This window comes from Nonomuraea sp. NPDC048826 (genome assembly GCF_043198225.1).
In the GTDB taxonomy this organism is placed as follows: domain Bacteria; phylum Actinomycetota; class Actinomycetes; order Streptosporangiales; family Streptosporangiaceae; genus Nonomuraea.
The window spans coordinates 401,874-427,283 of sequence record NZ_JBICUQ010000005.1; the positions used below are offsets into that span (position 1 = coordinate 401,874).

The 25,410-nt window shown below is 72.3% G+C and carries 24 protein-coding genes; 13 read left to right on the forward strand and 11 right to left on the reverse strand.

Annotation, left to right across the window (positions count from 1 at the left end):
• Positions 1 to 16 precede the first annotated feature (16 nt).
• On the forward strand, positions 17 to 532 hold the full coding sequence (locus ACGFI7_RS20215; RefSeq protein ID WP_393406422.1) for a hypothetical protein: 516 nt from the start codon (positions 17 to 19) through the stop codon (positions 530 to 532).
• Here ACGFI7_RS20215 and ACGFI7_RS20220 read toward each other — a convergent pair.
• The 3 genes from ACGFI7_RS20220 to ACGFI7_RS20230 form a co-directional block, all read right to left on the reverse strand.
• Entirely contained in the window at positions 501 to 3,866 is a 3,366-nt protein-coding gene (locus ACGFI7_RS20220) for a BTAD domain-containing putative transcriptional regulator (RefSeq protein ID WP_393406425.1), read from the reverse strand. The genes ACGFI7_RS20215 and ACGFI7_RS20220 overlap by 32 nt on opposite strands.
• A 78-nt stretch (positions 3,867 to 3,944) precedes the next feature.
• Positions 3,945 to 5,006: a lysylphosphatidylglycerol synthase domain-containing protein gene (locus tag ACGFI7_RS20225; protein ID WP_393406428.1), complete on the reverse strand. Its 1,062-nt coding sequence runs from the start codon at positions 5,004 to 5,006 to the stop codon at positions 3,945 to 3,947.
• Between the two features lie 49 nt (positions 5,007 to 5,055).
• Positions 5,056 to 5,874, reverse strand: coding sequence for a PIG-L deacetylase family protein (locus ACGFI7_RS20230; RefSeq protein WP_393406431.1), 819 nt, complete (start codon positions 5,872 to 5,874; stop codon positions 5,056 to 5,058).
• A gap of 24 nt (positions 5,875 to 5,898) precedes the next feature.
• Here ACGFI7_RS20230 and ACGFI7_RS20235 point away from each other — a divergent pair, with 24 nt between their 5' ends.
• From ACGFI7_RS20235 to ACGFI7_RS20245, 3 genes are read left to right on the forward strand one after another with little or no spacing between them, the layout of a single operon-like run.
• On the forward strand, positions 5,899 to 7,005 hold the full coding sequence (locus tag ACGFI7_RS20235; RefSeq protein ID WP_393406434.1) for a glycosyltransferase family 4 protein: 1,107 nt from the start codon (positions 5,899 to 5,901) through the stop codon (positions 7,003 to 7,005).
• A 16-nt stretch (positions 7,006 to 7,021) separates the two neighbouring features.
• Positions 7,022 to 7,264: a hypothetical protein gene (locus ACGFI7_RS20240; protein WP_393406436.1), complete on the forward strand. Its 243-nt coding sequence runs from the start codon at positions 7,022 to 7,024 to the stop codon at positions 7,262 to 7,264.
• Positions 7,261 to 7,725 (forward strand): hypothetical protein, encoded by a 465-nt coding sequence (locus ACGFI7_RS20245; protein WP_393406438.1) that lies wholly within the window; start codon positions 7,261 to 7,263, stop codon positions 7,723 to 7,725. Before ACGFI7_RS20240 ends, ACGFI7_RS20245 begins: the two co-directional genes overlap by 4 nt.
• A gap of 40 nt (positions 7,726 to 7,765) precedes the next feature.
• Here the strand turns inward: ACGFI7_RS20245 and ACGFI7_RS20250 are convergent, their stop codons facing one another.
• A complete protein-coding gene (locus tag ACGFI7_RS20250) occupies positions 7,766 to 8,149 on the reverse strand; it encodes a hypothetical protein (RefSeq protein WP_393406441.1) in 384 nt (127 codons plus the stop codon).
• A gap of 257 nt (positions 8,150 to 8,406) precedes the next feature.
• On the opposite strand from ACGFI7_RS20250, the gene ACGFI7_RS20255 reads away from it, so the two are divergent.
• Positions 8,407 to 9,519, forward strand: coding sequence for an SRPBCC family protein (locus ACGFI7_RS20255; protein ID WP_393406444.1), 1,113 nt, complete (start codon positions 8,407 to 8,409; stop codon positions 9,517 to 9,519).
• Here the strand turns inward: ACGFI7_RS20255 and ACGFI7_RS20260 are convergent.
• The gene (locus ACGFI7_RS20260; RefSeq protein WP_393406447.1) at positions 9,486 to 10,043 is read right to left on the reverse strand and encodes a DUF1707 domain-containing protein; all 558 of its coding nucleotides are present in this window, start codon (positions 10,041 to 10,043) and stop codon (positions 9,486 to 9,488) included. The two genes, ACGFI7_RS20255 and ACGFI7_RS20260, sit on opposite strands and share 34 nt — an antisense overlap.
• A 218-nt stretch (positions 10,044 to 10,261) precedes the next feature.
• On the opposite strand from ACGFI7_RS20260, the gene ACGFI7_RS20265 reads away from it, so the two are divergent.
• The 8 genes from ACGFI7_RS20265 to ACGFI7_RS20300 all read left to right on the forward strand — a co-directional run bounded on the left by ACGFI7_RS20265 (position 10,262) and on the right by ACGFI7_RS20300 (position 17,880).
• Positions 10,262 to 11,194 (forward strand): anti-sigma factor RsbA family regulatory protein, encoded by a 933-nt coding sequence (locus ACGFI7_RS20265; RefSeq protein WP_393406449.1) that lies wholly within the window; start codon positions 10,262 to 10,264, stop codon positions 11,192 to 11,194.
• A gap of 167 nt (positions 11,195 to 11,361) precedes the next feature.
• Positions 11,362 to 11,982 (forward strand): DUF998 domain-containing protein, encoded by a 621-nt coding sequence (locus ACGFI7_RS20270; RefSeq protein WP_393406451.1) that lies wholly within the window; start codon positions 11,362 to 11,364, stop codon positions 11,980 to 11,982.
• 28 nt (positions 11,983 to 12,010) lie between these two features.
• Positions 12,011 to 12,469 (forward strand): universal stress protein, encoded by a 459-nt coding sequence (locus ACGFI7_RS20275; RefSeq protein WP_393406453.1) that lies wholly within the window; start codon positions 12,011 to 12,013, stop codon positions 12,467 to 12,469.
• A 69-nt stretch (positions 12,470 to 12,538) separates the two neighbouring features.
• Complete coding sequence (locus ACGFI7_RS20280; RefSeq protein ID WP_393406455.1) at positions 12,539 to 13,906, forward strand: APC family permease; 1,368 nt, start codon at positions 12,539 to 12,541, stop codon at positions 13,904 to 13,906.
• Between the two features lie 184 nt (positions 13,907 to 14,090).
• A complete protein-coding gene (gene metG / locus ACGFI7_RS20285) occupies positions 14,091 to 15,515 on the forward strand; it encodes a methionine--tRNA ligase (protein ID WP_393406458.1) in 1,425 nt (474 codons plus the stop codon).
• Between the two features lie 58 nt (positions 15,516 to 15,573).
• Complete coding sequence (locus ACGFI7_RS20290) at positions 15,574 to 16,548, forward strand: phosphotriesterase (RefSeq protein ID WP_393406460.1); 975 nt, start codon at positions 15,574 to 15,576, stop codon at positions 16,546 to 16,548.
• 41 nt (positions 16,549 to 16,589) lie between these two features.
• Entirely contained in the window at positions 16,590 to 16,976 is a 387-nt protein-coding gene (locus ACGFI7_RS20295) for an STAS domain-containing protein (RefSeq protein WP_393406463.1), read from the forward strand.
• A gap of 10 nt (positions 16,977 to 16,986) precedes the next feature.
• Positions 16,987 to 17,880, forward strand: a complete 894-nt coding sequence (locus ACGFI7_RS20300; RefSeq protein WP_393406465.1) for an RNA polymerase sigma factor RpoD/SigA — start codon at positions 16,987 to 16,989, stop codon at positions 17,878 to 17,880.
• Positions 17,881 to 18,362: 482 nt separating this feature from the next.
• Here ACGFI7_RS20300 and ACGFI7_RS20305 read toward each other — a convergent pair whose 3' ends face one another.
• The 6 genes from ACGFI7_RS20305 to ACGFI7_RS20330 form a co-directional block, all read right to left on the reverse strand.
• Positions 18,363 to 18,518: a hypothetical protein gene (locus tag ACGFI7_RS20305; protein WP_393406468.1), complete on the reverse strand. Its 156-nt coding sequence runs from the start codon at positions 18,516 to 18,518 to the stop codon at positions 18,363 to 18,365.
• A 59-nt stretch (positions 18,519 to 18,577) separates the two neighbouring features.
• On the reverse strand, positions 18,578 to 18,967 hold the full coding sequence (locus ACGFI7_RS20310; protein ID WP_393406470.1) for a VOC family protein: 390 nt from the start codon (positions 18,965 to 18,967) through the stop codon (positions 18,578 to 18,580).
• 295 nt (positions 18,968 to 19,262) lie between these two features.
• A complete protein-coding gene (locus ACGFI7_RS20315; protein ID WP_393406473.1) occupies positions 19,263 to 20,486 on the reverse strand; it encodes a hypothetical protein in 1,224 nt (407 codons plus the stop codon).
• Between the two features lie 653 nt (positions 20,487 to 21,139).
• On the reverse strand, positions 21,140 to 23,620 hold the full coding sequence (locus tag ACGFI7_RS20320) for a Tex-like N-terminal domain-containing protein (RefSeq protein WP_393406476.1): 2,481 nt from the start codon (positions 23,618 to 23,620) through the stop codon (positions 21,140 to 21,142).
• 28 nt (positions 23,621 to 23,648) lie between these two features.
• Complete coding sequence (locus ACGFI7_RS20325) at positions 23,649 to 24,812, reverse strand: amidohydrolase (protein ID WP_393406479.1); 1,164 nt, start codon at positions 24,810 to 24,812, stop codon at positions 23,649 to 23,651.
• A gap of 148 nt (positions 24,813 to 24,960) precedes the next feature.
• On the reverse strand, positions 24,961 to 25,395 hold the full coding sequence (locus ACGFI7_RS20330) for an RpiB/LacA/LacB family sugar-phosphate isomerase (RefSeq protein WP_393406481.1): 435 nt from the start codon (positions 25,393 to 25,395) through the stop codon (positions 24,961 to 24,963).
• Positions 25,396 to 25,410: the final 15 nt, after the last annotated feature.

Genomic DNA, 25,410 nt, shown 5'->3' on the forward strand with positions numbered 1-25,410 from the left:
AAAGAGGTGTGTGACCATGGCGACGAGAAGCGGAGCGGTTCTGGCCGGCGGCACGGCGAGCGCGGCCAAGTTCGTGGTGGCGGCCCTGGCCTTCACCGCCGCCTACGCCGGACTGTCGGCCTACGGCACCGCCAGCTCCGCCCCCGCCCCCGCGCCGGCCACCAACGTGAGCCTGTCGGCGCAGGAGATGCCGGTCACCACCGAGGCGACCGCGCGGGCGCTGGCCGCCGGCACGGTCACGGTCGACGCGCTGCCCACCGAGCCCGGCTGCCTGAAGACGTACGTCGCCCGTACCGTCCTGGTCAACCCGGAGGCGGGCAAGACCCTCTCCTACAGCTGGAAGCTGGCCCGCTGGAGCCCGTCGGCCAAGACCTGGCGCACCTATCTCGTCGACTACTCCGGCTTCGCCGGGGCGCGCGACACCGCCGAGTGGGAGGCCACGGTCTCCGGCAACCCCGGCTGGTATCGCGTCGAGCTGGCCGCCGAGGGCGCCGAGACCATCAAGAGCGACCGTTTCCAGGTGAGTTGCTGACCGAGCGCTCCGCCGCCTCCACCCAGCGCGGCACACCGACCCGGCGGGCCACCTCCAGCGCCTTCAGGTAGTGGGCGCGGGCGGCCTCCGGCTGGCCGACCCGGATCGCCAGGTCGCCGAGCGTCAGCGCCACCGGCCACAGCGCCACCACGCCGGTGCCGGCGCCCGCGACCCGGTCGGCGAACGGCTTGAGCTTGTCGTAGCAGTCGACCATCCGCTCCCGGTCGTCGAGGAGCATCCCGGCCAGCGCCCGCCACGTCATCGCGAGCTCGTACAGGAAGTCGGGCCGGACCGGCGGGCGCACCGCCGCCACGGCCTTGGCGTCGGCCAGGTGACCCGCCGAGGCCAGCGCCAGCGCGTAGGCGTCGAGGGTCCACTTGGCGCCGCGCTGGTGGGCGTCGGCCAGCATGTCGACCATCTCCGCCGCCCGGCCGTCGACCAGGTGGAGGCAGAACGCGGTGATCAGCGGCAGGTCCTGGCGGCCCTCCAGCATGCCCGCCCGGCCGGTCAGCCGGGCGGCCTCGCGGTAGGCCCGCTCGGCCGCCGCGTAGTCGCCGGCGATCATGCGCCGCTGCCCGACGTACCACGCGTGCACCGCGGCCGGGGCCGGCAGGTCGTACTGGCGGGCCAGCTGGTCGGCGGCGGCGGCGTGCTCGTCGGCCACCGTGAACTCGCCGCGCGCGGCCGCGCACTCCAGCAGCACCAGATGGGCCAGCGCCTGGGTGGCGATCTGCCCGGAACGCTGCGCCACGTCCAGCAGCTCGCGCCCGATGCTCTCGCGGGTGTCGACGGCGGGGATGTCGTAGGACTGCCGCAGCCGCGCGCTCAGCGCCACCGCGATCAGCGCCGGGTCGCCGCTCTCCCTGGCCACCTCCAGCGCCTCCAGCGACGCCTGGCGGCCCCGCTCCGGCGAGGAGGAGCCCTCCAGCTCCAGCGCCAGCGTGGTGAGCAGGCTGGCGCGCAGCGACTGCTCGCCCTCCGGCAGCTCCGACAGTGCCCGCTCGGTGATGTCGACGATCTCCCACGCGGTACGGGTGAAGTCGCGGGCCATGCCCTTGTGCGGCACCGCCAGCGAGGCGGCCACCCGGGCCGTCAGCTCCAGGTCGCCGAGCGGCAGCGCGGCGTCCATCGCCTCGCGCCGCAGCAGCCGGGCCGCCGTCATGTCGCCGCACAGCGCCAGCGCCTTGATGCGGCGCAGCATGAGCTGCAGGCGCTGCTTGGTGTCGCCGCCGGTGCGGTCGAACGCGGCGATGGCCTGCTCCCACAGCGTGGCCGCCTCGCGGTGGGCGAAGCGCCGCTCGGCCTGCTCGGCCGCCAGCCCGGAGTAGTGGACCGCCTTCTCGGCGGCGTCGGCCAGGTAGTAGTGGTGGGCCAGCGCCGCCACGTCGGACGGGGTGCGCCGCTCGATCACGGCCGCCACCGCCGCGTGCAGCCGGGTGCGGCGCAGCCGCGAGGCGTCGGAGTAGATCGTGTCGCGCACCAGGTCGTGGTCGAACCGCAGCATGCCGGGCCCCGGCTCGGTCACCAGCCCGGCCAGCAGCGCCGCCTCCACGGCCTCCACCACCGCGTCCTCGTCGCCGGCCACGTCGACCAGCACGTCCACGTCCACGTCGCGGCCGATCACGGCGGCCTGCAGCAGGATCTGCTGCGCCCCGGCGGGCAGCCGGGAGATGCGCCGCCGCAGCACGTCGCGCACCCCTGACGGCACCTGCGACAGCACCTCGGCCGCGCTGGCCCGGTCGGCCGCGCCCTCGGCGTCGAGGAGGCGTACGGTCTCGCGCACGAAGAACGGGTTGCCCGCGGTGCGCTCCACGATCGACTCGACCGCGTCGTCCTCGATGTCGCGCACGCAGGTGGCTCGGACGAGCTGCGCGACGGCCTTCGGGTCGAGCCCGGACAGGCTCACCCGCACCGGCCCGAGCCGGGCCAGGGCGGCGAGCACGTCGGCCTGGCTGTCGTCGAGCTCGCTCTCGCGGCAGGTGACCACGAGCAGCACCCGGCTGGTGGCCAGCAGGCTGGGCAGCGCGCGCAGCAGCGCCAGCGTCTGGTCGTCGGCCCAGTGCAGGTCCTCGAGGGTGAGCAGGACGGGGGAGCGGCCGGCCACGCCCGCGAGATAGCCGCCGACGGCTCGGTGCAGCCGGAAGCCGCCCGTCACCTCGTCGTCCTCGGGATCGGGGGCCGCGTCGTCGAGCAGCGGGGCGAGCAGCTGGGCGTACTCGCCGGCGCCGGTCACGCCGACCAGCGTGCGCAGGATCTCCACCCACGCCCAGCCCGGCGGGGTGGCGCTGGAGTCGGGGCAGGCGCCGGAGGCGGTCATCCAGCCGTCGGCGGTGAGCCTGCTCTGGAGCTGGCGCAGCAGCGTGGTCTTGCCGGCCCCGGCGACGCCGGTGACGATCGCCACCTGGAAGCGGCCGGTGCGGGCGGCGGCCGTGGTCAGCCTGGACAGCTCGGCGTCGCGGCCGACGAACGGCTCCGGCTCCAGCGGCGGCGGCTCCACCGGCGTGGCCGGGCGGGGCGGCCACGTGTCGGCCACCGGGACCGCCCTGGACGGCCGCGGCGGCGGGGCCAGGTCGAGCTCGGGCGACTGGGCCAGGATGTCGGACTCCAGCTTGCGCAGCGCCGGGCCGGGGTCGATGCCCAGCTCGTCGGCGAGAATGCCGCGGGCCCGGCGCAGCGCGGCCAGCGAGTCGCCCTGCCGGCCGCAGCGGTAGAGGCCGAGCGCCAGCAGCCGCCAGCCCTCCTCGCGCAGCGGGTGCTCGGTGGTGAGCGCCTCCAGGTCGGGCACGGTCTCGGCGGGCAGGCCCAGGCGCAGGCCGGTGTCGGCGTGCCGCTCGCGGGCCACCAGCCGCAGCTCGGTCAGCCGGTTGACCTCGGCCTCGGCCCACTGCTGGTCGGCGAAGTCGGAGTAGGGGGTGCCGCGCCACAGGCCGAGCGCCTTCTCCAGACGCCCGCGCGCCGACTGCGGGTCACCCTCCTCCAGGTGCTCGCCCGCCGCGCGGACGAGCTGCTCGAAGCGGAGCGCGTCGACCTGGTCGGGCGCCACCCGCAGGGCGTAGCCGGAGGCGACCGTCACCAGCAGCCGGTTGGGCCCGCCGCGCGGGCGGCCGGGCTCGAGCACGCGGCGCAGCCGCGAGATGTAGACCTGCAGCCCCGACTGGGCGCCCTTGGCCGTGTCATCGGCCCACAGGTCGTAGAGCAGGGTGTCAACGGGCACGACCTGACCCCTGGCCACGAGGAGCCGGGCGAGGACGGCCCGCTGCCGCAACCCGCCGAGGTCGAGTTCGTCGTCGTGTTCGTACGCCTCGACTGGCCCCAGAACTCGGAACGCCACCATTTCAGCCGCCACGCTATGCGGGCTTCCGAATCACGCACAAGGCCCGTGGTTGATAATCGAGCGTTATGTTTCTGATCGTCACCTGGGGGCCTTCGAGATCGTGGACGGGGGCTCCGCGGCGGCGTCACGGCTGTCGCGCCGGCGCAGAAGCGCCCACGCGCCGAGCGCGAGGCCACCGAACGGGATCTCGATAGTGTAAGTCCAGAAGCCGAAAAGCAGTGCGGCGGCCGTCGCGGGAGCGAGCGGCACCCCGAACGCGCTGGTGAGAAGCACCACCACGCCCGCCTCCATGATGCCCGCCCCGCTGGGCGTGACCAGGGCGGTCGTCAGCACCCGCGACAGCGCGAACACCGCGATCGACTCGGCCGGGCCGGGGTAGGCGCCCGTGGCGACCAGGCAGGCCGCCATGATCGCCCACTGCATGCCGAGAAACGCGATCATGCCGCCCGACAGCGGCAGCCACCGGGTCCTGACGATCCCGGCGGTGTCGGCCCGCAGCCGGTGGAACGCCTCCGAGGGCCGCACCCGCAGCCGGATCACCCGTACCACGGCGTCGAGCCCCCGGCCCAGCGCCACCGCGGCGCGGTCCCAGTAGAGCGCCACCGCGACCACCGTGACCAGGACCAGGATCGACACCGCGCCCACCCAGCCCGCGTTGGCCACCGTCGCGTTGGGCGCCCGGCCCGCGATCAGCAGCGCGATGATGCCCACGGCGGGCAGGATGAACCTGAACAAGGTGTTCCACACGCCGCTGACCAGCGTCATGACCACGATCGCGCGGTTGCCGAAGCCCCAGCCCCTGGCCATCGCGAAGGTCAGCGCCACCCCGGCCGCGCCGCCGAACGGCAGCAGGTTGCTGACCGCGCTGCCGGCCGCGTTCAGCGTGAGCGCCTGCAGGCGCCCCAGCCCCGGCAGGGAGCCGGTCAGCACGAACGTGTACGCCAGCAGGCTGAGCAGCCACAGCGCGGTCATCAGCGCGATCGTGCCGGCCCCGAGCGAGCCGAACACGGCCCAGATCTCCCGCCAGGAGACGTCCTTGCCGGTCAGCGCCCGGACGATCTGGGGCAGGTAGACGACGAGGGCCACCGCCAGGCCCAGCGACAGGGCGGACAGCGCGATCTGGAGCCACTTGTTCTTCATCGGATGCCAGTCTGTCGGGTGCGGGGCGCGGCCGGATCCCCCGGACGTACTATTTCGGCCCCGGATCGAAAGGGTGACGCACACGGGTGCCGGGCGGCAGGTCGCGCCGGACGTACCACTCGGTGCCGAAGACCAGGCGGTAGAGCGGGCCGGGCACCTTGAGCATCACGGCGAGCGTGCGGTCGCTGTCGCCGCCGGTCGCCTGGGAGGCGTGCGCCGCCATCGCGGCGCGTTTCTGGCGGGCGTAGCGGCGCACGTTGACCCGGTGGGTGATGGTCTCGCCGGCCGAGTAGGCGCTCTCGAAGGTGCGCACGTCGAACTCCGGCGGGAACCGGTAGACCTTGCCCGCCAGGCGCAGCAGCCGCAGCAGCGGGTCGCGGTTGACCGTCGCCTCCAGCACGATCGGCGTGCCGGCGATCTCCGCCGCCCGCTTGCCCACCCGGTGGACCTGCACGTGGTCGGGATGGCCGTAGCCGCCGGCCGGGTCGTAGATGGTGAGCAGCTCGGCCTGCTCCTCGCGGAGGATCTCGGCGAGCGCGGTGGCGGCCTTCTCGGTGTCGGCGTCGATGAACGCGTCGTCGGGGCGCTCGTCGGCGACGCCGCCCTGCGGGCTCAGCCCCGAGTCGCCGTAGCCCAGGCACTCGACGCGGGCGCAGCCGAGCACGGCGGCCGACTGGTAGAGCTCTTTCATCCGGGTCTCGCCGAGCGCCTCGCCCGGCCGCACGTCGGCCAGGCCGCGCTCGCCGGCGGTGGCCACCACGAGCACCACGCGGTGCCCCTCGGCCGCCAGCATCGCCATCGTGCCCGCCGTCAGCAGGGCCTCGTCGTCGGGATGCGCGTGGAAGAAGACTGCGGTACGTGGAGGCACAGGCCCCAGATTAGTCTGGGGGAGGTGCGGATCTTTCACGTGAGCGACTGTTATCTGCCTCGGCTCGGGGGGATCGAGGTGCAGGTCGCCGATCTCGTGCGGATGCAGCGCGAGTCCGGCCACGCCGTCGAGGTGGCCACCGCCACCCGGGGGGAGCCGCTGGAGGGGGTGCATCGCATCGTCGCCAGGATGCCCTTCGACCTGCCGGTCCACCCGCGCGGCGTGCGCGGGCTGACCAGGCGGCTGGCACGGTCGCGGCCCGACGTGGTGCACGTGCACATGGGCGCGGTCTCGCCGTTCGCCTGGATGGGGGTGCGCGCCGCGAGACGCTGCGGGCTGCCGTGCGTGGTGACCGTGCACAGCATGTGGGACCCGGTCACCCGGGCTCTCTACCGGCTGCTCAAGGTCCTGTACGGGTGGCAGCGCTGGGGGTTGGTGGCCACCACGGTGAGCAGCGCGGCGGCGGCGCCGATCCGCGGGGTCGCCGGGCCGGGGGTGCCGGTGCGGGTGGTGTCCAACGGCCTCGACCTGTCGGGCTGGCGGCTCTTCCCCGCCGGGGGCAGCCCGGAGGCCAGGGACGAGGTGCACGTGGTGGCGGTCGGCCGGTTGGCGCCGCGCAAGCAGCCGGTGGGCCTGCTGCGGATCCTGGAGAAGGCGCGGGCGCGGGTGCCCGCCTCGATCCCGCTGCGGGTCACGGTGGTCGGCGACGGCCCGGCCAGGTCCGCCATGGAGCGCTATCTGGCCAGGCGCGGCATGGGCGGATGGGTGTCGCTGCCCGGCCGCTACAGCAGGGAGCGGATCGCGAAGGTGCTGGAGTCGGCCGACCTGTTCGTGGCGCCGGCGCCGCGCGAGTCGTTCGGCATCGCCGCGCTGGAGGCCAGGACCGCCGGGCTGCCGGTGGTGGCGCGGACGCAGAGCGGGGTGGCCGACTTCGTCGAGCACGGCACGGAGGGGCTGCTCGGCCGCGACCCCGACGCCCTCGCCGACGCGGTCGCGCGGCTGTGCGCGGACCGGGAGCTGCGGGAGCGGATCACCCGCCACAACCGCGACAACCCGCCCGTGGCGGGCTCGTGGCCCGCCGTGCTCGCCGGGTTCGAACGGGCCTATGCGGAGGCGGCCAGGAACGTCTGAGTGGTATCTTGTTACCGTGGTACCAACCGAGCGCACCCAGACCGGCCTCCGGGTCGAGAAGAACCTGCTCAAGGTCCTCAAGGGGCTGGCCGAATATCTCGACATGTCGCTCGGCGACCTCGTCGAGGGCATCACGCTGCACGCCTTCGAAGGGCGGACGCCGTTCTCGGACGAGACCCTCGGCAAGATCGCCCAACTGAAGTCCGTCTACGGCCTGACCCTCACCGCCGACGACGCGCACAAGCTGGTCGACCGGTGAGCGCGCACTACGCGCTGACCGGCCACGTGCCGGTCCCGCTGCCGCCGATAGAGGCGCTGCGCTTGTTCACCCCGCGCGGGGAGGAGGAGTGGGTCAAGGGCTGGCGCCCCCGCTTCCCCGTCCCGGCCGCCGACGACGCGCGGCCCGGCACGGTCTTCGAGACCGACTCCCACGGCGAGCGCACGATCTGGGTGGTGGTCGACCGGCAGGAGGGCCACCGCATCAGTTACGCCCGGGTGATCCCCGGCTCGCGGGCCGGCACGGTGACGGTCACCGCCGTGGACGACGGCCACGGCGGCACGACGGTCGAGGTCACCTACGTGCTGACGGCGCTGTCCCCGCAGGGCGCGCGGGAGCTGCGCGGGTTCGCCGAGGGCTACGGGGACTTTCTCAGGTCGTGGCAGGAGTCCATCGCCGCGCGGATCGCCTCCCGCCCGCCGAACGCGGCCACTCCCACCTGACATCGGGGGCAGTCGAGCGCTGCCCCCGACACGTGCGCGACTAGCTGCAGGCCGCCTGGATCTTGGTGATGAAGCCCTGCAGCTTGTTGACCGACTCCATCGAGCCCTGCGGGTCGGAGCCGTCGATCTTGATGCCTTCGAGGCCGGACGCGAGGTCGTTGAGCGCGGCGCCGACCTCTCCATCATAGTTGCCGGCGAGCGACTTCACCTTGGCGGCGGCATCCTGGCCCGCCGTCTCGACGGCCTTCGGGTCGGTGGCGGCCGACGCCATCGCGGTGTTGAACTCGGTCATGATCGTGGTGACTTCCTTGGCCGCGGTCTGGCAGTCGACAGCCTGGCCCAGGGCACCGCAACCGGTGATCGTCATACCGGCGAACGCGAACGTCGCGATCGCGATGGCGAGGCGACGGCGAGGGGGTGTCATGGTTGTGCCTTTCGTAGGTTCAGAGACGAAGGCACAGTATGGGGCCTTTCTTGACCGTCGCTTGCACCGCACTAACACCATCGATATCAAGTCGATGTAAAGCCGGCGCTGCGTATCGCCGGGTCACGGGGGCCTGACCAGCGCGGACGCTCGGCGCCGTGGCGCGCCGCCCGCACCCTCTTGACACGCTCATGGGCCGACCGGACTATGTCGCATATAGAGCAACTCGGTGCGTATTACGCAACAAGGAGTGTCGGTTGACCAGCACATCGAGTCTGATCTCCACGCTGCCCGGACGCTCCTACACCGATCCGGCGCTGTTCGAGGAGGAGCAGGCCAGGATCTTCGAGGCGCTGTGGTTCTGCGCGCTCCGATCCGACGAGCTCGCCAAGCCGGGCGCGTTCCGCACGGTCCAGGTCGGCCGGGAGAACGTGATCGTCGTACGCGGCCGCGACGGGGCGCTGCGCGCGTTCCTGAACGTCTGCAGGCACCGCGGCGCCCGCCTCTGCGTGGAGGAGACGGGCGAGGTCAAGCGGACGCTCAAGTGCCCGTACCACGCCTGGGCGTACGACCTCGACGGCCGCCTGGCCGCCGCGCCCAACCTGGTCAAGATGCCCGACGTGGACCGCGTCGAGCACGGCCTGATCCCGGTCGCGCTGCGCGAATGGCTCGGCTACGCCTGGGTCTGCCTGGCCGACGAGCCGCCCTCGTTCGAGGACACGGTCATGCACGCGGCCACCGAACGGCTCGGCGACCAGGCCGCCATCGACCACTACCAGACCGACAAGCTCGCCCTGGGCCGGCGCATCCGCTACGACGTGCGGGCCAACTGGAAGCTGATCGTCGAGAACTTCATGGAGTGCTACCACTGCGCGACCATCCACCCCGAGCTCACGGCCGTGCTGCCGGAGTTCGCCGGGGGTTACGCCGCGCAGTACTACGTCGGCCACGGCGCCGAGTTCGCCGACCGGGTGCAGGGCTTCACCGTCGACGGCGGCCCCGGCTTCGGCAAGCTGCCCGAGGTCTCCGCGGAGCAGGACCGGCGCTACTACGCGATCACCGTCAAGCCGCAGGTGTTCGTCAACCTGGTGCCCGATCACGTCATCCTGCACCGGATGTTCCCGCTGGCCGTGGACCGCACGGTGGTGGAGTGCGACTGGCTCTACCACCCGGACGTGGTGGCCTCGGGGGCCGACCTGTCGCGGTCGGTCGAGCTCTTCCACCGGGTCAACGAGCAGGACTTCGACGCCTGTGAGCGGACCCAGCCCGGCATGTACTCGCGGGCCTACCGGTCAGGCGGCGTGCTGGTGCCCAGCGAGCACCACATCTCCGCCTTTCACGACTGGGTGAACCAGCGCTTGCGGGGATAGCGGACGGTCAGACCGCCGTACTTGTTGTGCCCGGTGATCACCACGTGCAGGGCGCCGGGCTGCCGGCGGCCCGGCACGTCGGTCACGCTGGTGTTGCCCCAGTCGCTCCGGTAGCGGTCGATGTCGGCGGACGCCCCGGGAGGCAGGATGATCTTTGCTGCCCCGTACTTGAGATCGAGCTCGATCTCGACCACCCGGTGCGGGACGACCGCCTCGGAGAAGTCGAGATGGACGCTGCCGTGCTTGGTGGCGATCCGCATGCGGCGGGGGACCGCCCAGTCGCCGGTGCGCCGGATGTGGTCGTGGACGCTCTCCAGGTTGACCACGTCCTGCACCGCGGGCGCCGCCGCGGGCAGGTCCGCCACCAGCCCGGCCAGGTCACCGTGGACCTTGGCGCTCAGCGCCCGTTCGAGGCGCTCCTCCAGCTCGAACTGGTCGAGCCTGCCCTCGGTGAACGCCTGCTGAAGCTGCTGGGCGATGCGCTCCCGGTCCTCGTCCGAGGCGCGCATCTGCAATTCCGACATATACCGAGCATAGGGATAGGAGGACTAGAACGGGAGGTGACGTCCGGCCGGGGTACGCAGATCGAGGGAGTACGCGGGGCGGGGCCGCCGGGGGGGTCGTACGATCTGATATCTCTTCACGAGGAAGGGATACCCAGCCGCGTGCCAATATCTCCTCACTCGAAGAGGTAGTCAACGACGGGCCTTAAAGGCGTCGATGCCGGGTAACTTGAAAGACGATGTTCGCAGAGCCGTTCATACATCCGGCCCTCTTCTACCGAGGCGACCGGGATTACGCGGATGCCGTCACGGGCTTCGTCCGCGAGGGTCTGGCCGCGGGTGAGCCCGTCGCCGTCGCCGTGCCCGGCCCCAAGCTGGAGCTGCTGGAGCGCGAGCTGGGCGCCGACGCCGCGCGCGTCCTCATGCTCGACATGACCCGCGCGGGCCGCAACCCCGGCCGCATCATCCCCGGCGTGCTGCTCGACTTCGCCGACCGCCACCGCGACGACCACGTCCGCGTCGTCGGCGAGCCGATCTGGCCGGGCCGCAGCGCCACCGAATACCCCGCGTGCGCCCAGCACGAGGCCCTGATCAACTTCGCGTTCTCGGGCCGCCGCCTCACCATCCTGTGCCCGTACGACGCCGAGGGGCTCGACCCGGAGGTGCTCCTGGAGGCGGAGCTCACCCACCCGGTGCTGCGCGACGCCGCAGGTGAGCGCCCGAGCGCCCGCTACGCCCCGCAGGTCGTCGTCGACGGCCACAACCGGCCGCTCGGCGACCCCGCCGAGCACGCCGCGCTCCGCTTCGACGCCGACAACCTCGCCGCCGCCCGCGCGCTCGCGGCCGCCGAGGCCGCCGCGATGGGCTTCCGCGGCGACCGGCTCGACGACATCCGCCTGGTGATCGCCGAACTGGGCGCCAACAGCCTCGACCACGGCGGCGGCGCCGGTCTCATCCGGGTGTGGCGCGAGGCCGGCCGCCTGGTGTGCGAGGTCAGCGACGCCGGCCACATCACCGACCCGCTCGCCGGCCGCAAGCCGGTCCCCGCGCACGTCCCCGGCTCGCGCGGGCTGCTCATCGTCAACCTGCTCAGCGACCTGGTCCGGGTCCACACCCGCGCCGGGGCCACCGTGGTGCGCGCCTACTTCGACGCACCCCCCGCCGCGGGCTGACGCGGGCCCCACCCTCCCTGATCGGGCGAACCCCACCCCGGGTCGGGTCCGCGCAGGTCACAGGCGGGTCCTCAGGGGCGTGCGACTTAGGTACTAAGGGACGGACCAGGGGCCGCTGGGGCTCTTCTCCGATACTCCGCGAGGCCGCGTTCCACGACTTTTGAAGCATGAAGGGATTGCTTGTCACTGGATTCGCGGCCATCGGCACCGGCACCGGAGCCATGGTGACCCTGCACGCCGAGGCGGGGCTCGACCCGATGCACACCGTCATCAGCGAGTACGCCTTCCAGGCGGCCGGCTGGTTGCTCCCGATGTCGCTGACGCTCTTCGCGGCCGGCGCGGCCCTGATCGCCGAGGCGCTGCGCCGGTCCGGCGCGCACCGCTGGGTGGTGGGACTGCTGGTCGTGTGGGGGATGAGCATGTTCCTGGTCGGCGCCTTCCCGACCGACCCGCCCGGGCTGCCGCTGTCGGTGTCGGGGGGCATCCACCGCTACGCCGCCTTCGTCGCGTTCCTGGTGATGCCGCTGGCGGGATTGCTGCTGGCCAGGGCGCGGATCCGGTACGCCGGGTGGATGCGGGCGCTCAGCGCGGTCGCCGTGGTCGCGCTGGTGATGGTCGTGATCCCGTACGTGGTGCGGATGTTCGGCATCCCGCTGTCCAACGACGACTTCCCCGCCGGATTGGTCCAGCGCACCGTGGTGGTCACCGAGCTGGGCGTGCTCGCGCTGGTCGGGCTGTCGATGCTGCGCCCGCCCGTGCGCCGGGCCGGCGCGCCGGCCCTGGCGTAATCGCCCCGGTTCTCGGTAGGGGACCGGCATGACGATTCTGATCGCGTACGACGGATCCGACGACGCCAAGGCGGCCATCGCGTTCACCGGGCGGATGTTCCCCGGGCATGACGCCGTGGTGCTGACCGTGTGGGAACGGCTGGCGATGGCCACCGCGAGAGCCTCGGCGGGGCTGGTGATGACGGTCGACCCCTCGCCCGTGGAGGAAGAGGCGATCGACCGGGCCATGAACGAGCTGGCCGACCAGGGAGCGGAGCTGGCACGCTCGGCGGGTCTGGAGGCCCGGGCGCGACCCGAGCCGGACGCCCTGGCCGTGTGGGCGACGATCGTGGACGTGGCCGACGACCTGGACGCCGAGCTCATCGTGACGGGCACCCGGGGGCTCGGCGGGGTGAAGTCGCTGCTGCTCGGCAGCACCTCCGACCGGGTGCTGCACCACGCGGGCCGGCCGGTGCTGGTCGTGCCGGGGCCGCGGGCCGAGGAATAGCCGTCCCGCCGGGTTGCCCGCGCCCGGCCGGTACGGGAGAGTGCTCCCGGCGGCGAGGGGAGAACGCGGGTGACCGAGGAACTGGAGCGGCGGCTGGGGACCCGCGACGCCGTCGTCGTGGGGCTGAGCGCGATGATCGGCGCCGGGGTGTTCGCCGTGTTCGCGCCCGCGGCCGGGGCGGCCGGGTCGTGGCTGCTCGCCGCGCTCGCGCTGGCCGCCGTCGTCGCCTACTGCAACGCCACCTCCTCCGCCCGGCTGGCGGCCCGCCACCCGGAGTCGGGCGGTACCTACGTGTACGGGCGCCGCCGGCTGGGGCCCTTCTGGGGCTACCTCGCGGGGTGGGGGTTCACCGTCGGCAAGACGGCCTCCTGCGCGGCCATGGCGCTGACGTTCGGCGCGTACGTGATCCCCGAGCTGGCCAGGCCGCTGGCCGTCGGCGCGGTGGTCGTGCTGACGGTGCTCAACCTGTTCGGGGTGCGGCGGTCGGCGCGGGCCGCGATGATCATGGTGGGCTTCGTGCTCCTGGTCCTCGCCGCCGTGGTGACAGTGGCGTTCCTGCAGCGTCCGGACGTCGGCCCGGTGACCGGCATGCCAGCCGACGACCCGGCCCTGATCGTGGACGAGCGCGCGGAGCGCCCGGCCGGCGCCTCCATCGTCGACAAGGAGCAGGTGATCGAGCTCGGGTCCCTGGACGACCTGCCGCCCGGGCTCCACTACGTCCTCGATCCCGAGGTGACCGGGTGGGGGGTGCTCCAGGGGGCCGGGCTGCTGTTCTTCGCGTTCGCCGGGTATGCCCGCATCGCCACGATGGGCGAGGAGGTCCGCGACCCGGGCCGGACCATCCCGCGCGCCATCGGCATCGCGCTCGGCCTCGCGCTGGTGGTGTACGCGCTGGTCGCCGCCGCCGCGCTGGAGACGCTCGGGCCGGGCTGGCTCGCCATGTCGGCCGAGCCGCTGGTGGACGTCGTGGAGACCGTCGGCGCGACGGGGCTGGGGCCCGTGGTGCGGGCCGGCGCCGCGGTGGCCGCGCTCGGCGCGCTGCTCGCGCTGCTGCTCGGCGTCTCGCGCACGGTGCTCGCCATGGCCCGCGAGCGCGACCTGCCCGGCGCGTTCGCCGCCGTCGACCCCGTCCACCAGGTGCCGCGCCGGGCCGAGCTCGCGGTGGGGGCGGCGGTGGTGGTGCTGGTGCTCGTCGCCGACCTGCGGGAGGCGATCGGGTTCTCGTCGTTCGGGGTGCTGGTCTACTACGCGATCGCGAACGCCGCCGCCCTCAGGCTGGGCCGCGACGAGGGCGCCCCGCCGAAGGCGGTGCCGGTGCTCGGGCTGGCGCTCTGCCTGCTGCTCGCCGCCACCCTGCCGCTGCCGTCGGTGGTCGCGGGGCTGGTCGTGTTCGCGGTCGGCGCGGCGCTGTGGGCCGTGCGCCGCCGGCTCGCCTGACGCGTCGCTTCCTCGTACGGGAGAAAACCGCAGGAGACGGGCGAGGCCGGTCGGTACAGTGAGGGGCATGACGGCGTTCTCGGTGATGATGGCCCCCTAGCGGGGTTCACCGGACGACGTCCTTGTCGATGAGGCCCTGCGAGCGGGGCCTCTCGTCGTGTCCGGGGCCCCTGGGAGGCACCCGATGTACATCACGACGACCATCCCCTATGTGAACGCCCGCCCCCATCTCGGGTTCGCGCTGGAGATCGTGCAGGGCGACGTGCTGGCCCGCCACCATCGGCGGCGCGGCGAGCCGGTGCGGTTCCAGACCGGCACCGACGACAACTCGCTGAAGAACGTGCTGGCCGCCGAGGCGGTGGGTGTGCCGGTGCGCGAGCTGGTCGACCGCAACGCCGCCGCGTTCGAGGGCCTGCGCGGGCCGCTGGACCTGTCGTTCGACGCGTTCATCCGGACCAGCGCGGACCCGGGCCACCGGGCCGGGGTGGAGCGGCTGTGGCGGGCGACCGCGCACGACCTCTACCGCAAGCACTACGAGGGGCTCTACTGCGTCGGCTGCGAGCAGTTCTACCAGGCGGGCCCCTGTCCCGAGGGGCACGAGGCGCCGCTGCAGCGGGTGTCGGAGAACAACTGGTTCTTCCGGTTGTCCCGTTACCGGACGCCGCTGCTGGAGCTGATCAGGAGCGGCGGGCTCGCGATCGAGCCGGTCAGCCGCAGGAACGAGGTGCTGGCGTTCCTCGCGTCCGGGCTGGAGGACATCAGCATCTCGCGGTCGGCGGCGCGCTCGCGCGGCTGGGGCATCCCGGTGCCCGGCGACCCCGGCCAGGTCGTCTACGTGTGGTGGGACGCGCTGGCCAACTACATCACCGCCCTGGAGGGCGACGACTACGCGCGCTGGTGGGAGCGCGAGCCCCGCAAGGTCCACCTCATGGGCAAGGGCGTGATCCGCTTCCACGCCGTGTACTGGCCGGCCATGCTGCTCTCCGCCGGGCTGCCGCTGCCCACGCGGCTGTTCGTGCACGACTACGTGACCGCGGGCGGGCGCAAGATCAGCAAGTCGGGCGGCGCGACGGCCGACCCGGTGGCGCTCTCGGCCGCGTACGGGGTGGACGCGGTGCGGTGGTGGCTGCTGCGCGAGGTGCCGCGCGTGGGGGACGCCGACTTCACCGAGGAACGGCTGATCGCCCGCGCCGACGAGGACCTCGCCCACGGCGTCGGCAACCTGGTCAACCGGGTGGTCACGATGGTGCACCGGTTCCGGGACGGGCGGGTGCCGCAGGCCCCGCCGGAGCCGCTGGAGGCGGTCGAGCGGGTGGGGGAGCGGGTGCACGAGGCGCTGGAGGCGTTCGACTTCCGCCGCGCGGCGGGGGCGGTGTGGGCGATCGTCGAGGAGGCCAACCGGTACGTCGAGCGGACGCGGCCCTGGAAGCAGGACGCCGACGGGCGGGACTCCTCGCTGGCGACGCTGCTGCACGCCTGCCGGGCGCTCGCCGTACACCTGGAGCCCTTCCTGCCCACGGCGGCGGGCCGGGTGGGCGCGGCCGTGCGCGAGGACGGCGGGCGGCTGCCCGCCCCCGCACCCCTCTTCCCCCGGCTGGGAAGGTGTTGACGGCTTGTCAGCAGCCGCTTACGGTTGCGCCGACAGACCAGCCGGTACGGAGGTGGCCATGCCCGTCGTCAGCACCGTCCGCGGCCCGGTCGACGCCGCGGAGCTCGGCCAGACCCTCATGCACGAGCACGTCTTCGTCACCTCGACCGAGCACCTCGACAACTACGGCAAGGGCGCCTGGTGGGACGAGGAGGCCCGGGTCGCCGACGCGATCACCAAGCTGAACGCGCTGGCGGCCAAGGGGGTGCGGACCATCGCCGACCCGACCGTGTGGGGGCTCGGCCGGTACATCCCGCGCATCCAGCGCATCGCCGCCGAGGTGCCGGACCTCAACATCATCGTCGCCACCGGCATCTACAGCTTCGAGGAGCTGCCTCACCAGTACGAGCACCGCGGTCCCGGGCTGCTCCTCGACATGCCCGACCCGATGATCGACGACTTCGTCCGCGACCTCACCGAGGGCATCGCCGACACCGGCGTCAAGGCGGCCTTCCTCAAGTGCGTGGTCGACCGGCAGGGGCTGACGCCCGGCGTGGAGCGCATCTGCCGGGCCGTCGCCCAGGCGCACGTACGCACCGGGGCGCCGATCACCGTGCACACGAACTCGCCCGCCCGGACCGGCATCATCGCGCTCGACCTGTTCGCCAAGGAGGGCGTCGACCTGACGAAGGTCGTGGTCGGCCACGCCGGCGACAGTAACGATCTGGACTACTTGCGGCAGCTCGCCGACACCGGGGCGACGCTCGGCATGGACCGGTTCGGGCTCGACCTCTACAACCCGACGCCGGAGCGGGTGGCCACGATCGCGGCACTGTGCGAGGGCGGGTACGCCGACCGGATGGTGCTCAGCCACGACGCCGCCTGCTTCATGGACTACTTCCCCAACGAATGGGACATGGTCGGCGTCATCGCTCCCAACTGGCGTTATGACCATATTCACGATGATGTTCTTCCTGCCCTTCTTGAGGCAGGTGTGACAGATGCTCAGATTCAGCAGATGCTGTTGTTCAACCCGCGCCGATACTTCTCGTAAGGTAAGGGGAAGTCAGACGCAACGCGGGTAGGTGGAGCTGGGTGACTTCGGACCAAGCCTTGTCGATCAGCCTCGGTCTCCAGGGGCCGTGCGTCATCGCGAGGCTGACGGGCGACTTCGACTTCGGCTCCGCCGCCGAGGTTCGCGACCGCGTCACCAAAGCTCTCGACCTCACCCAGCCGCCGATGCTCGTCATCGACATGCAGGCCGTCAGCGTCTGCGACTCCTCCGGCCTGTCCGTGCTGGTCTACCTCCACAAGGCCGTGACCGCGTCCGGCGGCAAACTGCTGCTGTCCGGGCTCAACGGCCGGTGCAAGCACCTGTTCGCGATCACCGCGCTCGACAAGTTCTTCGACATCAGGCCCACCGCCGAACTGGCCATCGCCGAGCTGAACGACGAGGGGCATTTGCCGCCGTTTACCGGGTAGTTGCCCCGGCATGTCGGCCGAAGAGCCCGATCTGCTCGGGGTTTACCTCCAGCAGATCGGCAAGACCCCCTTGCTCTCCGCCGCGGACGAAGTCGACCTGGCCAGGAGGATCGAGGCGGGCCTGTACGCCGACCACCTGATCGGCCGGGGAGCTGACTCCGCGGAGCTGGAAGAGGTCCGCAGCGACGGCGAGCGCGCCAAAGAGCTGCTCATCAGATCCAACCTGCGGCTGGTCGTGGCCGCCGCGCGCAAGTACGCCCACCGCGGGCTGCCCATGACCGACGTCATCCAGGAGGGCAACCTCGGGCTGATCAGGGCCGTGGAGAAGTTCGACTACCGGCGCGGCTACAAGTTCTCCACCTACGGCATGTGGTGGATCAGGCAGGCCATCGAACGCGGCATCCACGACAAGAGCCGCACGGTCCGGCTGCCGATCCACGTCGCCGAGGAGCTCTCCCGGCTGCTCCGGGTGGAGCGGCAGCTCGCCGCCACGCTCGGCCGCGACCCCGACCTCGACGAGCTGGCCGAGGCCAGCGGGCGCACGATCCGGCAGGTCGCCAAGTTACGGGTGTTCGCCCAGGAGACGGTCAGCCTCGACATGCCCGTCGGGGAGAACGGCGAGGGCAACATCGGCGACCTGATCGCCGACGAGGACGGGCTGGAGGTGCAGGAGCTCACCGAGCGCCGGGCGCTCAGCGCCGAGCTGAACGAGTTGGTCACGTCGCTGCCGCCGCGGGAGGCGTACATCATCAGGCTGCGGTTCGGGCTGGCCGGCCAAGAGATCCGGACTTATACCGAGATCGCCACCCATCTGGGGCTGACCAGGGAACGCATCAGGCAGTTGGAGAAGCAGGCGCTCAAACGCCTGCGGGAGGGTGGGCCGCTGCTCGCCTGGGCGTCCTGACCCGGATTTTTCGGCAAATCTGAACGTTGACGTCACTCCCGTTCCGATGGTTAATCGGAGTGCCGCACTCAACAGGGGGAGGCGGCGGTCCGGGCAGTCATGGGGGCACCATTGCGCAGACACCGTGCCGGAAATCGCACCGGGACGCTTGCGAGGCTGTGGCGACGCTGGCTCGACGGCGAGATCGCCTTCGACCTGCGCGCCTTGAGAGTGAAGGCCAGGGGCGAAGCGCCCCTGGCTGTCAGGCGGTAATCAGCACGGCGAGACCGATGAGGACCACGACCGGCACGAGCCAGACGACCGCCTCGGCAGCGAACTCCTTGTACATCGCGTAGATCTCCCTCTCAACGCCCGGGGCAGGGCAGCGTGAACGTCAAAGCGCAGCATAGCCGCCCCTCCCCGATGACTCAGCCCCGCCGGCCCGCAGTGGTCACTTTCCGCTGCGGGGCGTGAGGAGCGGGCCGCCGGGATCCGGCGGCCGGTCAGGTCGCGGGTCTCGCGAGCATGTCGATCGTGAAGTCGATGGCCGTCGCGTCGTTCTCCGCCCGCGGCAGCGGCGACGGCCCCGTCGACCGGCCGCCGTCGGCGAACAACTGGGCCAGATCACTGGTCGACAGATGCGGGCGCAGGCTCTTCACCGCAACCGCCGACCAGCAGATGGATCACGCCGACGATCTCCGAGCCTCACAGAACGCCGTCAGTCGTCCCAGCGTTGGGCATTGTGCTCGTTCAGGGAACCCGGGGCCTGGGGGATGACGCAGAAGGGCAGCCCGGCAGGGTCCTCCATGACCCACCAATGGTCGTTCACCAGCCGCAGACGTCGGGCGCCGAGGGCCTCCAGGCGCGCGGTCTCCGCCTCCAGGTCGTCGGTGTGGATGTCGAGATGGACACGCGCGGGGCCTGTCCCGAGTCGCTGGATGAGCAGGGCGAAGACGTCGCCGGATAAGAAGGCGCCGTGATATTCCGGGTACCGCTGGAACGGGGTCAACGTCTGACCGGTTGCTTCCTGCCAGAACGTCAGTTCCTTGTCGTGATCGCCCTCCGGCACATCAATCACGATCTTGTGGAGCCTGCTGTAGTGCGTCATGTTCCCATCCTCCCGTGGCCGGATCTTGCCCGGGGTGTCATCACCGGGACCGAGTCATCACGTCCTCGCCGGCGGGGCATGCGCAGCCGAGTGACTCGATCCGGACCTCCGGAGCGGTAGATCTTGCTATCGACGGCCGACCGCCGTTGCGCACCACCTTTCTCGCCCAGGTTGGCCGGCTGCCGGGGAGCGATGCCCGAAGTCGGGGGCGGCGTCCGAGGTTCGGGCGGGGCTCGCGTCGGCTACGGGCAGTGCCCTGGACCGGCAGGGGCTTCGGCATGGCGGTTGCCGCTGGTCACTCCGGTCGGTGGTTCGCCATGCGCTTGGCGAGGCCGGCCAGGGACGGGTCGGCCATGAGGGCGGGCAGGCGGGGCGCCTCCGCCGCGATCCGGTCGTGGACCTCCTGGTAGTCGCCCAGGTGGCGGGTCCAGGCCCGGAGGACCTCGGGCATCGCGGTGATCGCCGCGTCGCTCAGGATCGCCTCGCGGGGCAACCACGACGTGAGGAACGCCGACACCCTCGCCGGGCTCCACCACAACGGCCGCTCGCCCAGGAAGTCCACCAGCGCGCCGAACGCCTCCTCCGCCCCGGGCAGCTCGGGCAGGGCGTCGAAGGCGGTGAACAGCTCATCGGGCGCGTGCCGTACCGGGTCGGGAACGGACCGGGCGCGTGACAGCGCGAGCGTACGGACGGCGGGCAGGCCGTCGGCGACCTCCGCGCCCATGAGCATGTCGGTCACCTCGAACGCGTCCAGCACCCGCCCCGCCACCACGCCTTCCGGCGCCGCCGCCAGATCGAGATCATCGAGGAACTTCGGCTCCTCCACCACCGCGTCCACCGCCAGCCCGCCGTGCGCCTGGTCGATGCCCACCACCAGCAGGTGCGGCTCCTTGCCGTTGGCATACCGGAACGCGAGCGCCGCCAGCACCTGCTCGCCGTGCCGGTCACCCCTGCCGTACCAGGCCCCCTCGCACACGACCTGCCCCATGCGAGCAGCCCACGCCGGCAACCACTCCAACGCCTCCCGGCCGACAGCGGCAAGCGCGTCCGACCTGCTGGGGGCTTCGTGGTGGGTAGGGGTGGGGTGGTCCGGCCCGTTCGGTGTGGGTGCCGTGAGGTCTCCCGGCCCCCGGCGGGCTTCGTCGTCGGTGCTGGGAGAGTGGTCCGAGGTGGGCGGGGTGGGCGGGGTCAGCTCGTCCGAGGTGTCCGAGGTGTCCGAGGGTGGGGCGTAGGACGGTGTCGTGGCCTCGCCTGGGCGGCGGGAGGCGGGTGGTTCGTGGGGCGTCGTGGTGAGGTCGTCAGTCTCGGGGCCGGGTGCTGGGAGGATGGCCTCGGCTCCGAGCGCCGCCAGGGCCGCGATCGCGAGCTTCGCCTCGGGACGCTCGGAACCGGTGAGCCTGTCCAGCAGATCATGATCTTCCTCGGCTGCCAGGCGGGCCGCCCAGAGCTCGGTGCGCAGCGGTGAACGCCACCGGAGGAGGTCGCGGGCCTGCTCGATCGCGCGGTCGTACGTGGTCACCCTCCGACCGTATCGCCCGGTACGGAAACCGGCCGTCTCCACTTACCGAGCGGCACACGAGATCAGGTCATCGTGACTCTCGGTCACCCACTGGCTATGGCCAGGAATCACCTACGGCTCCCTGGGTTCCTTACCGGCCGTTACGCCGACGGGTCGGCACGGGCTGGTCGTCTCTACCTCCGGGGTCGTCACGACTCCCGGGCGCCCGCCGAGGAAAGCGTTCTTCGACGTCGTGGCTCCCAGGGCTCCCGGGCTGCCACGCTGCGGGTTACCTGGGCCTGTGTGGGCTGGCTTCCCCCACTTCTGCGTTGTCGCGCGCCCCGGAGCCTCCCCGTCCGTTCCGCCTTTGCCCACCTGCAGCTGCGCGGGCGGGCGTCCCTGCTTCTGGGGTCGCCAGGGCGTTCCGACCGTCATGCTGCGGGTGGCCTACGCCTGTGGGCTGGCTGCGCTCACTTCGTTGTCGCGCACCGGGCGTGCCTGCGACTGCCGCGGACCTTCGTTCCTGCTTCTGGGCGTCGGGACTTCCCGGCTGCCTCGCTGTGGGCTGGCTCTGGCTGCTCGTACCTGCTTCTGGACCCTCGTGACACCTGAGGCCGTGGTGCCCGGGGGGCGGGGTGTTCGCCTCCCGGGCTGGGTGGCCCGGGAGGCGGGGGTTACTTGTCGGTGAGGCCTGCCTTGCGGAGGGCCTCGGCCATGGCGCCTGTGGGCTCGGCCCGGCGCTGGGGTTGGCCGCGGCGGTCGCGCTGGTTGTTGGTGCGCTGGTTGCCTTCGGTCCGGCCGCGGCGGTCGTTCTTGGAGGCGTCGCCACCGTTGCCGCGCGGGTTGTCGCCGCGAGAGCCGTCTCCGCGAGGGCCGTCGCCGCGAGGGCCGTCTCCGCGAGAGCCGGCCCCTCGGCCGTCTCCGCGGGGGGCGCCGCCCTTGCCGGCGTTGCCGCGGCGGGGGCCGTCGCCGCGTCTGCCGTCGCCGCGGGAACCGGGCGCCGCGGGCTGGGCGGCGTCGTCGTCGAGGCGGAGCGTGAGGGAGATGCGCTTGCGCGGGATGTCGACGTCGAGCACCTTGACGCGCACGATGTCGCCGGGCTTGACGACGTCGCGCGGGTCCTTGACGAACGTGCGGGACATGGCCGACACGTGGACCAGCCCGTCTTGGTGGACGCCGACGTCGACGAAGGCGCCGAACGCCGCCACGTTGGTGACCACGCCCTCCAGGATCATGCCCTGCTGCAGGTCGGACAGCTTCTCGACGCCCTCCTTGAAGGTGGCCGTGCGGAAGGCGGGGCGCGGGTCGCGGCCCGGCTTCTCCAGCTCGCGCAGGATGTCGGTGACCGTCGGCAGGCCGAACGTGTCGTCGGTGAACTTGGGCGGGTCGAGGGACCGCAGCGTGGCCGTGTTGCCGATCAGCGACTTGAGGTCGGTGCCGACCGAGTCGAGGATGCGGCGGACCACGGGGTAGGACTCGGGGTGCACGCTGGAGGCGTCGAGCGGGTCGTCGCCGCCCTGGATGCGCAGGAAGCCCGCGCACTGCTCGAACGCCTTCGGGCCCAGCCGCGGCACGTCCTTGAGCGCGGTGCGGGCGCGGAACGGGCCGTTGGCGTCGCGGTGGCGGACGATGCTCTCGGCCAGCGTGGAGCCGATGCCGGAGACCCGGGTCAGCAGCGGCGCGGAGGCGGTGTTGACGTCGACGCCCACGCCGTTCACACAGTCTTCGACCACCGCGTCGAGCGAGCGGGACAGCTTGGACTCGGCGATGTCGTGCTGGTACTGGCCGACCCCGATCGACTTCGGGTCGATCTTGACCAGCTCGGCCAGCGGGTCCTGCAGGCGGCGGGCGATCGACACCGCGCCGCGCAGCGACACGTCGAGCTCGGGCAGCTCCTGCGAGGCGTACGCGGAGGCGGAGTAGACGGACGCGCCCGCCTCCGACACGACCACCTTGGTGATCGACGGCATGTGCTTGACGAGCTCGCCCGCCAGCTTGTCGGTCTCACGGGAGGCGGTGCCGTTGCCGATGGCGATCAGCTCGACGCCGTGGCGCTGGGCCAGCGCCCCCAGCACGGCCAGCGACTGGTCCCATTGCCGCTTGGGCTCGTGGGGGTAGATCGTCGCGGTCTCGACCACCTTGCCGGTGGCGTCGACCACGGCGACCTTGACGCCGGTGCGCAGGCCCGGGTCGAGGCCCATCGTGGCGCGGCTGCCGGCGGGCGCGGCCAGCAGCAGGTCGCGCAGGTTGGCCGCGAACACCCGCACCGCCTCGTCCTCGGCCGCCTGCCACAGCCGCATCCGCAGGTCGATGCCCAGGTGGACGAGGATGCGGGTGCGCCACGCCCAGCGGACCGTCTCGGCCAGCCACGCGTCGGCCGGCCGGCCCTGGTCGGAGACGCCGAACCGGGCGGCGACCCGCTGCTCGTAGTCGGCGCTCTCGTCGGGCTCGAGCGCGACGGTGAGGATCTCCTCCTTCTCGCCGCGGAAGATGGCGAGGATGCGGTGGGAGGGCAGCTTGGTGAAGGGCTCGGAGAAGTCGAAGTAGTCGGAGAACTTCGCCCCCGCCTCCTCCTTGCCCTCGCGCACCTTGGAGGCCAGCGTGCCGCGCTCCCACAGCCGCTCGCGGAGCGAGCCGATCAGGTCGGCGTCCTCGGCGAACCGCTCGATGAGGATCGCCCTGGCGCCTTCGAGCGCCGCCCCGGCGTCGGCCACGCCCTCGGTGACGAAGGCCGCCGCCGTCTCGGCCGGGTCGAGCGACGGGTCGCCGAGCAGCTTGTCGGCCAGCGGCTCCAGCCCCAGCTCGCGGGCGATCTGCGCTTTCGTGCGCCGCTTCGGCTTGTAGGGCAGGTAGATGTCTTCGAGGCGGGCCTTGGTCTCGGCCGCCATGATCTGGGCGCGCAGCTCGTCGTCGAGCTTGCCCTGAGACTCGATCGACTCCAGGATCGCGGCCCGGCGCTCGTCGAGCTCGCGCAGGTAGCGCAGCCGCTCCTCAAGGGTGCGCAGCTGGGCGTCGTCGAGGGCGCCGGTGACCTCCTTGCGGTAGCGCGCGATGAACGGCACGGTCGCGCCGCCGTCGAGCAGCTCGACCGCGGCCCGCACCTGCCCCTCGCGCACTCCGAGCTCTTCGGCGATCCGCTGGTGAATAGAGAGCACTTGCCCTGCCTTTCGATGGTCCCGCCGGTCAATTGTGCAGGACGACGCCGTCTTTCATGACCAGGGTCCGCGCCGGGCGAACGACCACGGCCTCCGCCGGGCCGCTCGCCTCGACCACCACGAGATCGGCCCGATCGCCGGGCGCGAGGCCGTAGCCGCGCAGCCCGAGGGCGCGGGCGCCGCCGTAGGTGGCGGCCTCCAGAGCCAGCTCGATGTCCTCGTCGCGGCGGAACGTGCTCCGGTAGGCCAGGTGCATGGCCCGCTCCAGCATGTCGCCGCTGCCGAACGGGCCCCACAGGTCGCGGATGCCGTCGTGGCCGCACGCCACCGTCACCCCGGCCGCCCGGAGGATCTTGACCGGCGGCACCGGGAAGCTGTAGACGGCGGCGGTGCAGACCGCCACGCCCGCCCCGGCCATCCCCTCGGCCAGCTTGCCCACCTGGGCGGCGTCGATCTGGCCGAGCGCGTAGGCGTGGCTGATCGTGACCCGGCCCGACAGGCCCAGCACGCGTGTGCGCTCGGTGATCAGCTCCACCTCCCACGCGCCCAGGGAGCCGCCGTCGTGCAGGTGGATGTCGATGTGGACGCCGTAGCGGTCGGCCAGCCCGAAGATCAGGTCGAGGTGGCGTACGGGGTCGCGGTCGATGCCCGCCGGGTCGAGGCCGCCGACCGCCTCCACACCGCTCTTGAGCGCCTCCTCCAGCAGCTCGGCGGTGCCGGGGTTGGTCAGCATGCCGTGTTGCGGGAACGCCACCTGCGTCACGTCGACCGGCACCTGCGCGGCCGCCTCCCGGACCGCCTCCACGCCGCGCAGCCCCACCTCGGGGTCGATGTCGGTGTGGCTGCGCACGCTGGTGGTCCCGTACGAGCTCATGGCCCGTAAGAGGGACACGATGCGCGACACGCTGGGCACGCCCAGCTCGCCGCGGCGGGACAGGTCGTTGCCGATGCGGCCGGCGAGCGTGTCGTCGGCGGAGTGAGGCACCCACGGGCCGCCGAAGAGGGTCTTGTCGAGGTGGCAATGGGCGTCGACCAGGCCGGGCAGCACCAACCGGTCGGCGACGTCGACGACCTGCGCGCCGGGCGTCTCGATGGTGGGGGCGACCAGCTCGATCAGGCCGCCGCGGACGAGGATGTCGGCGGGACCGTCGACACCCCAGGGGCGTCCGCCGCGGAGGATGACGTCGTTCATGCCCAGCACCCTAAAGCGCGGCACCGACGATTCGCGGACCTTCGTCAAGTCCGGATCAGGTCATATGGGGGGTTTTGGGAGGGCGGGGGGTGTCGGGTCGGTCTTGGGCGTGTGCGGTTCGGGGTGCGGCGGCGACGGTCGGGGTGGGTCAGATCTCGTCGAGGTGGGAGACGTTGGCCCGGTCGGACTCGTCGGTGCTCGGGGCGCCTTCCAGCCAGGCGTCCAGGATCTCGTCGAGGACGACGTCCGAGGTGAGGCGGAGGCTGAGGGCGAGGACGTTGGCGTCGTTCCACTTGCGGGCGCCGTCGGCCGTGTAGGCGTCGACGCAGAGCGCCGCCCGGACGCCGGGCACCTTGTTGGCCGCGATGGACGCGCCGGTGCCGGTCCAGCAGCACACCACCGCCTGGTCGGCGCGGCCTTCGGCGACGTCGCGGGCCGCCGACTCGGACGCCCACGCCCAGTCGTCGCGCTCGTCGTGGCCGAGCGCGCCGTGTCTGATCACCTCGTGGCCGCGCTGGCGCAGGGCGGTCACCACCCGCTCCGCCACCCCGTCGAGGCTGTCGGCCGCCACCGAGATCCGCATCGTGCCCTCCTCCGG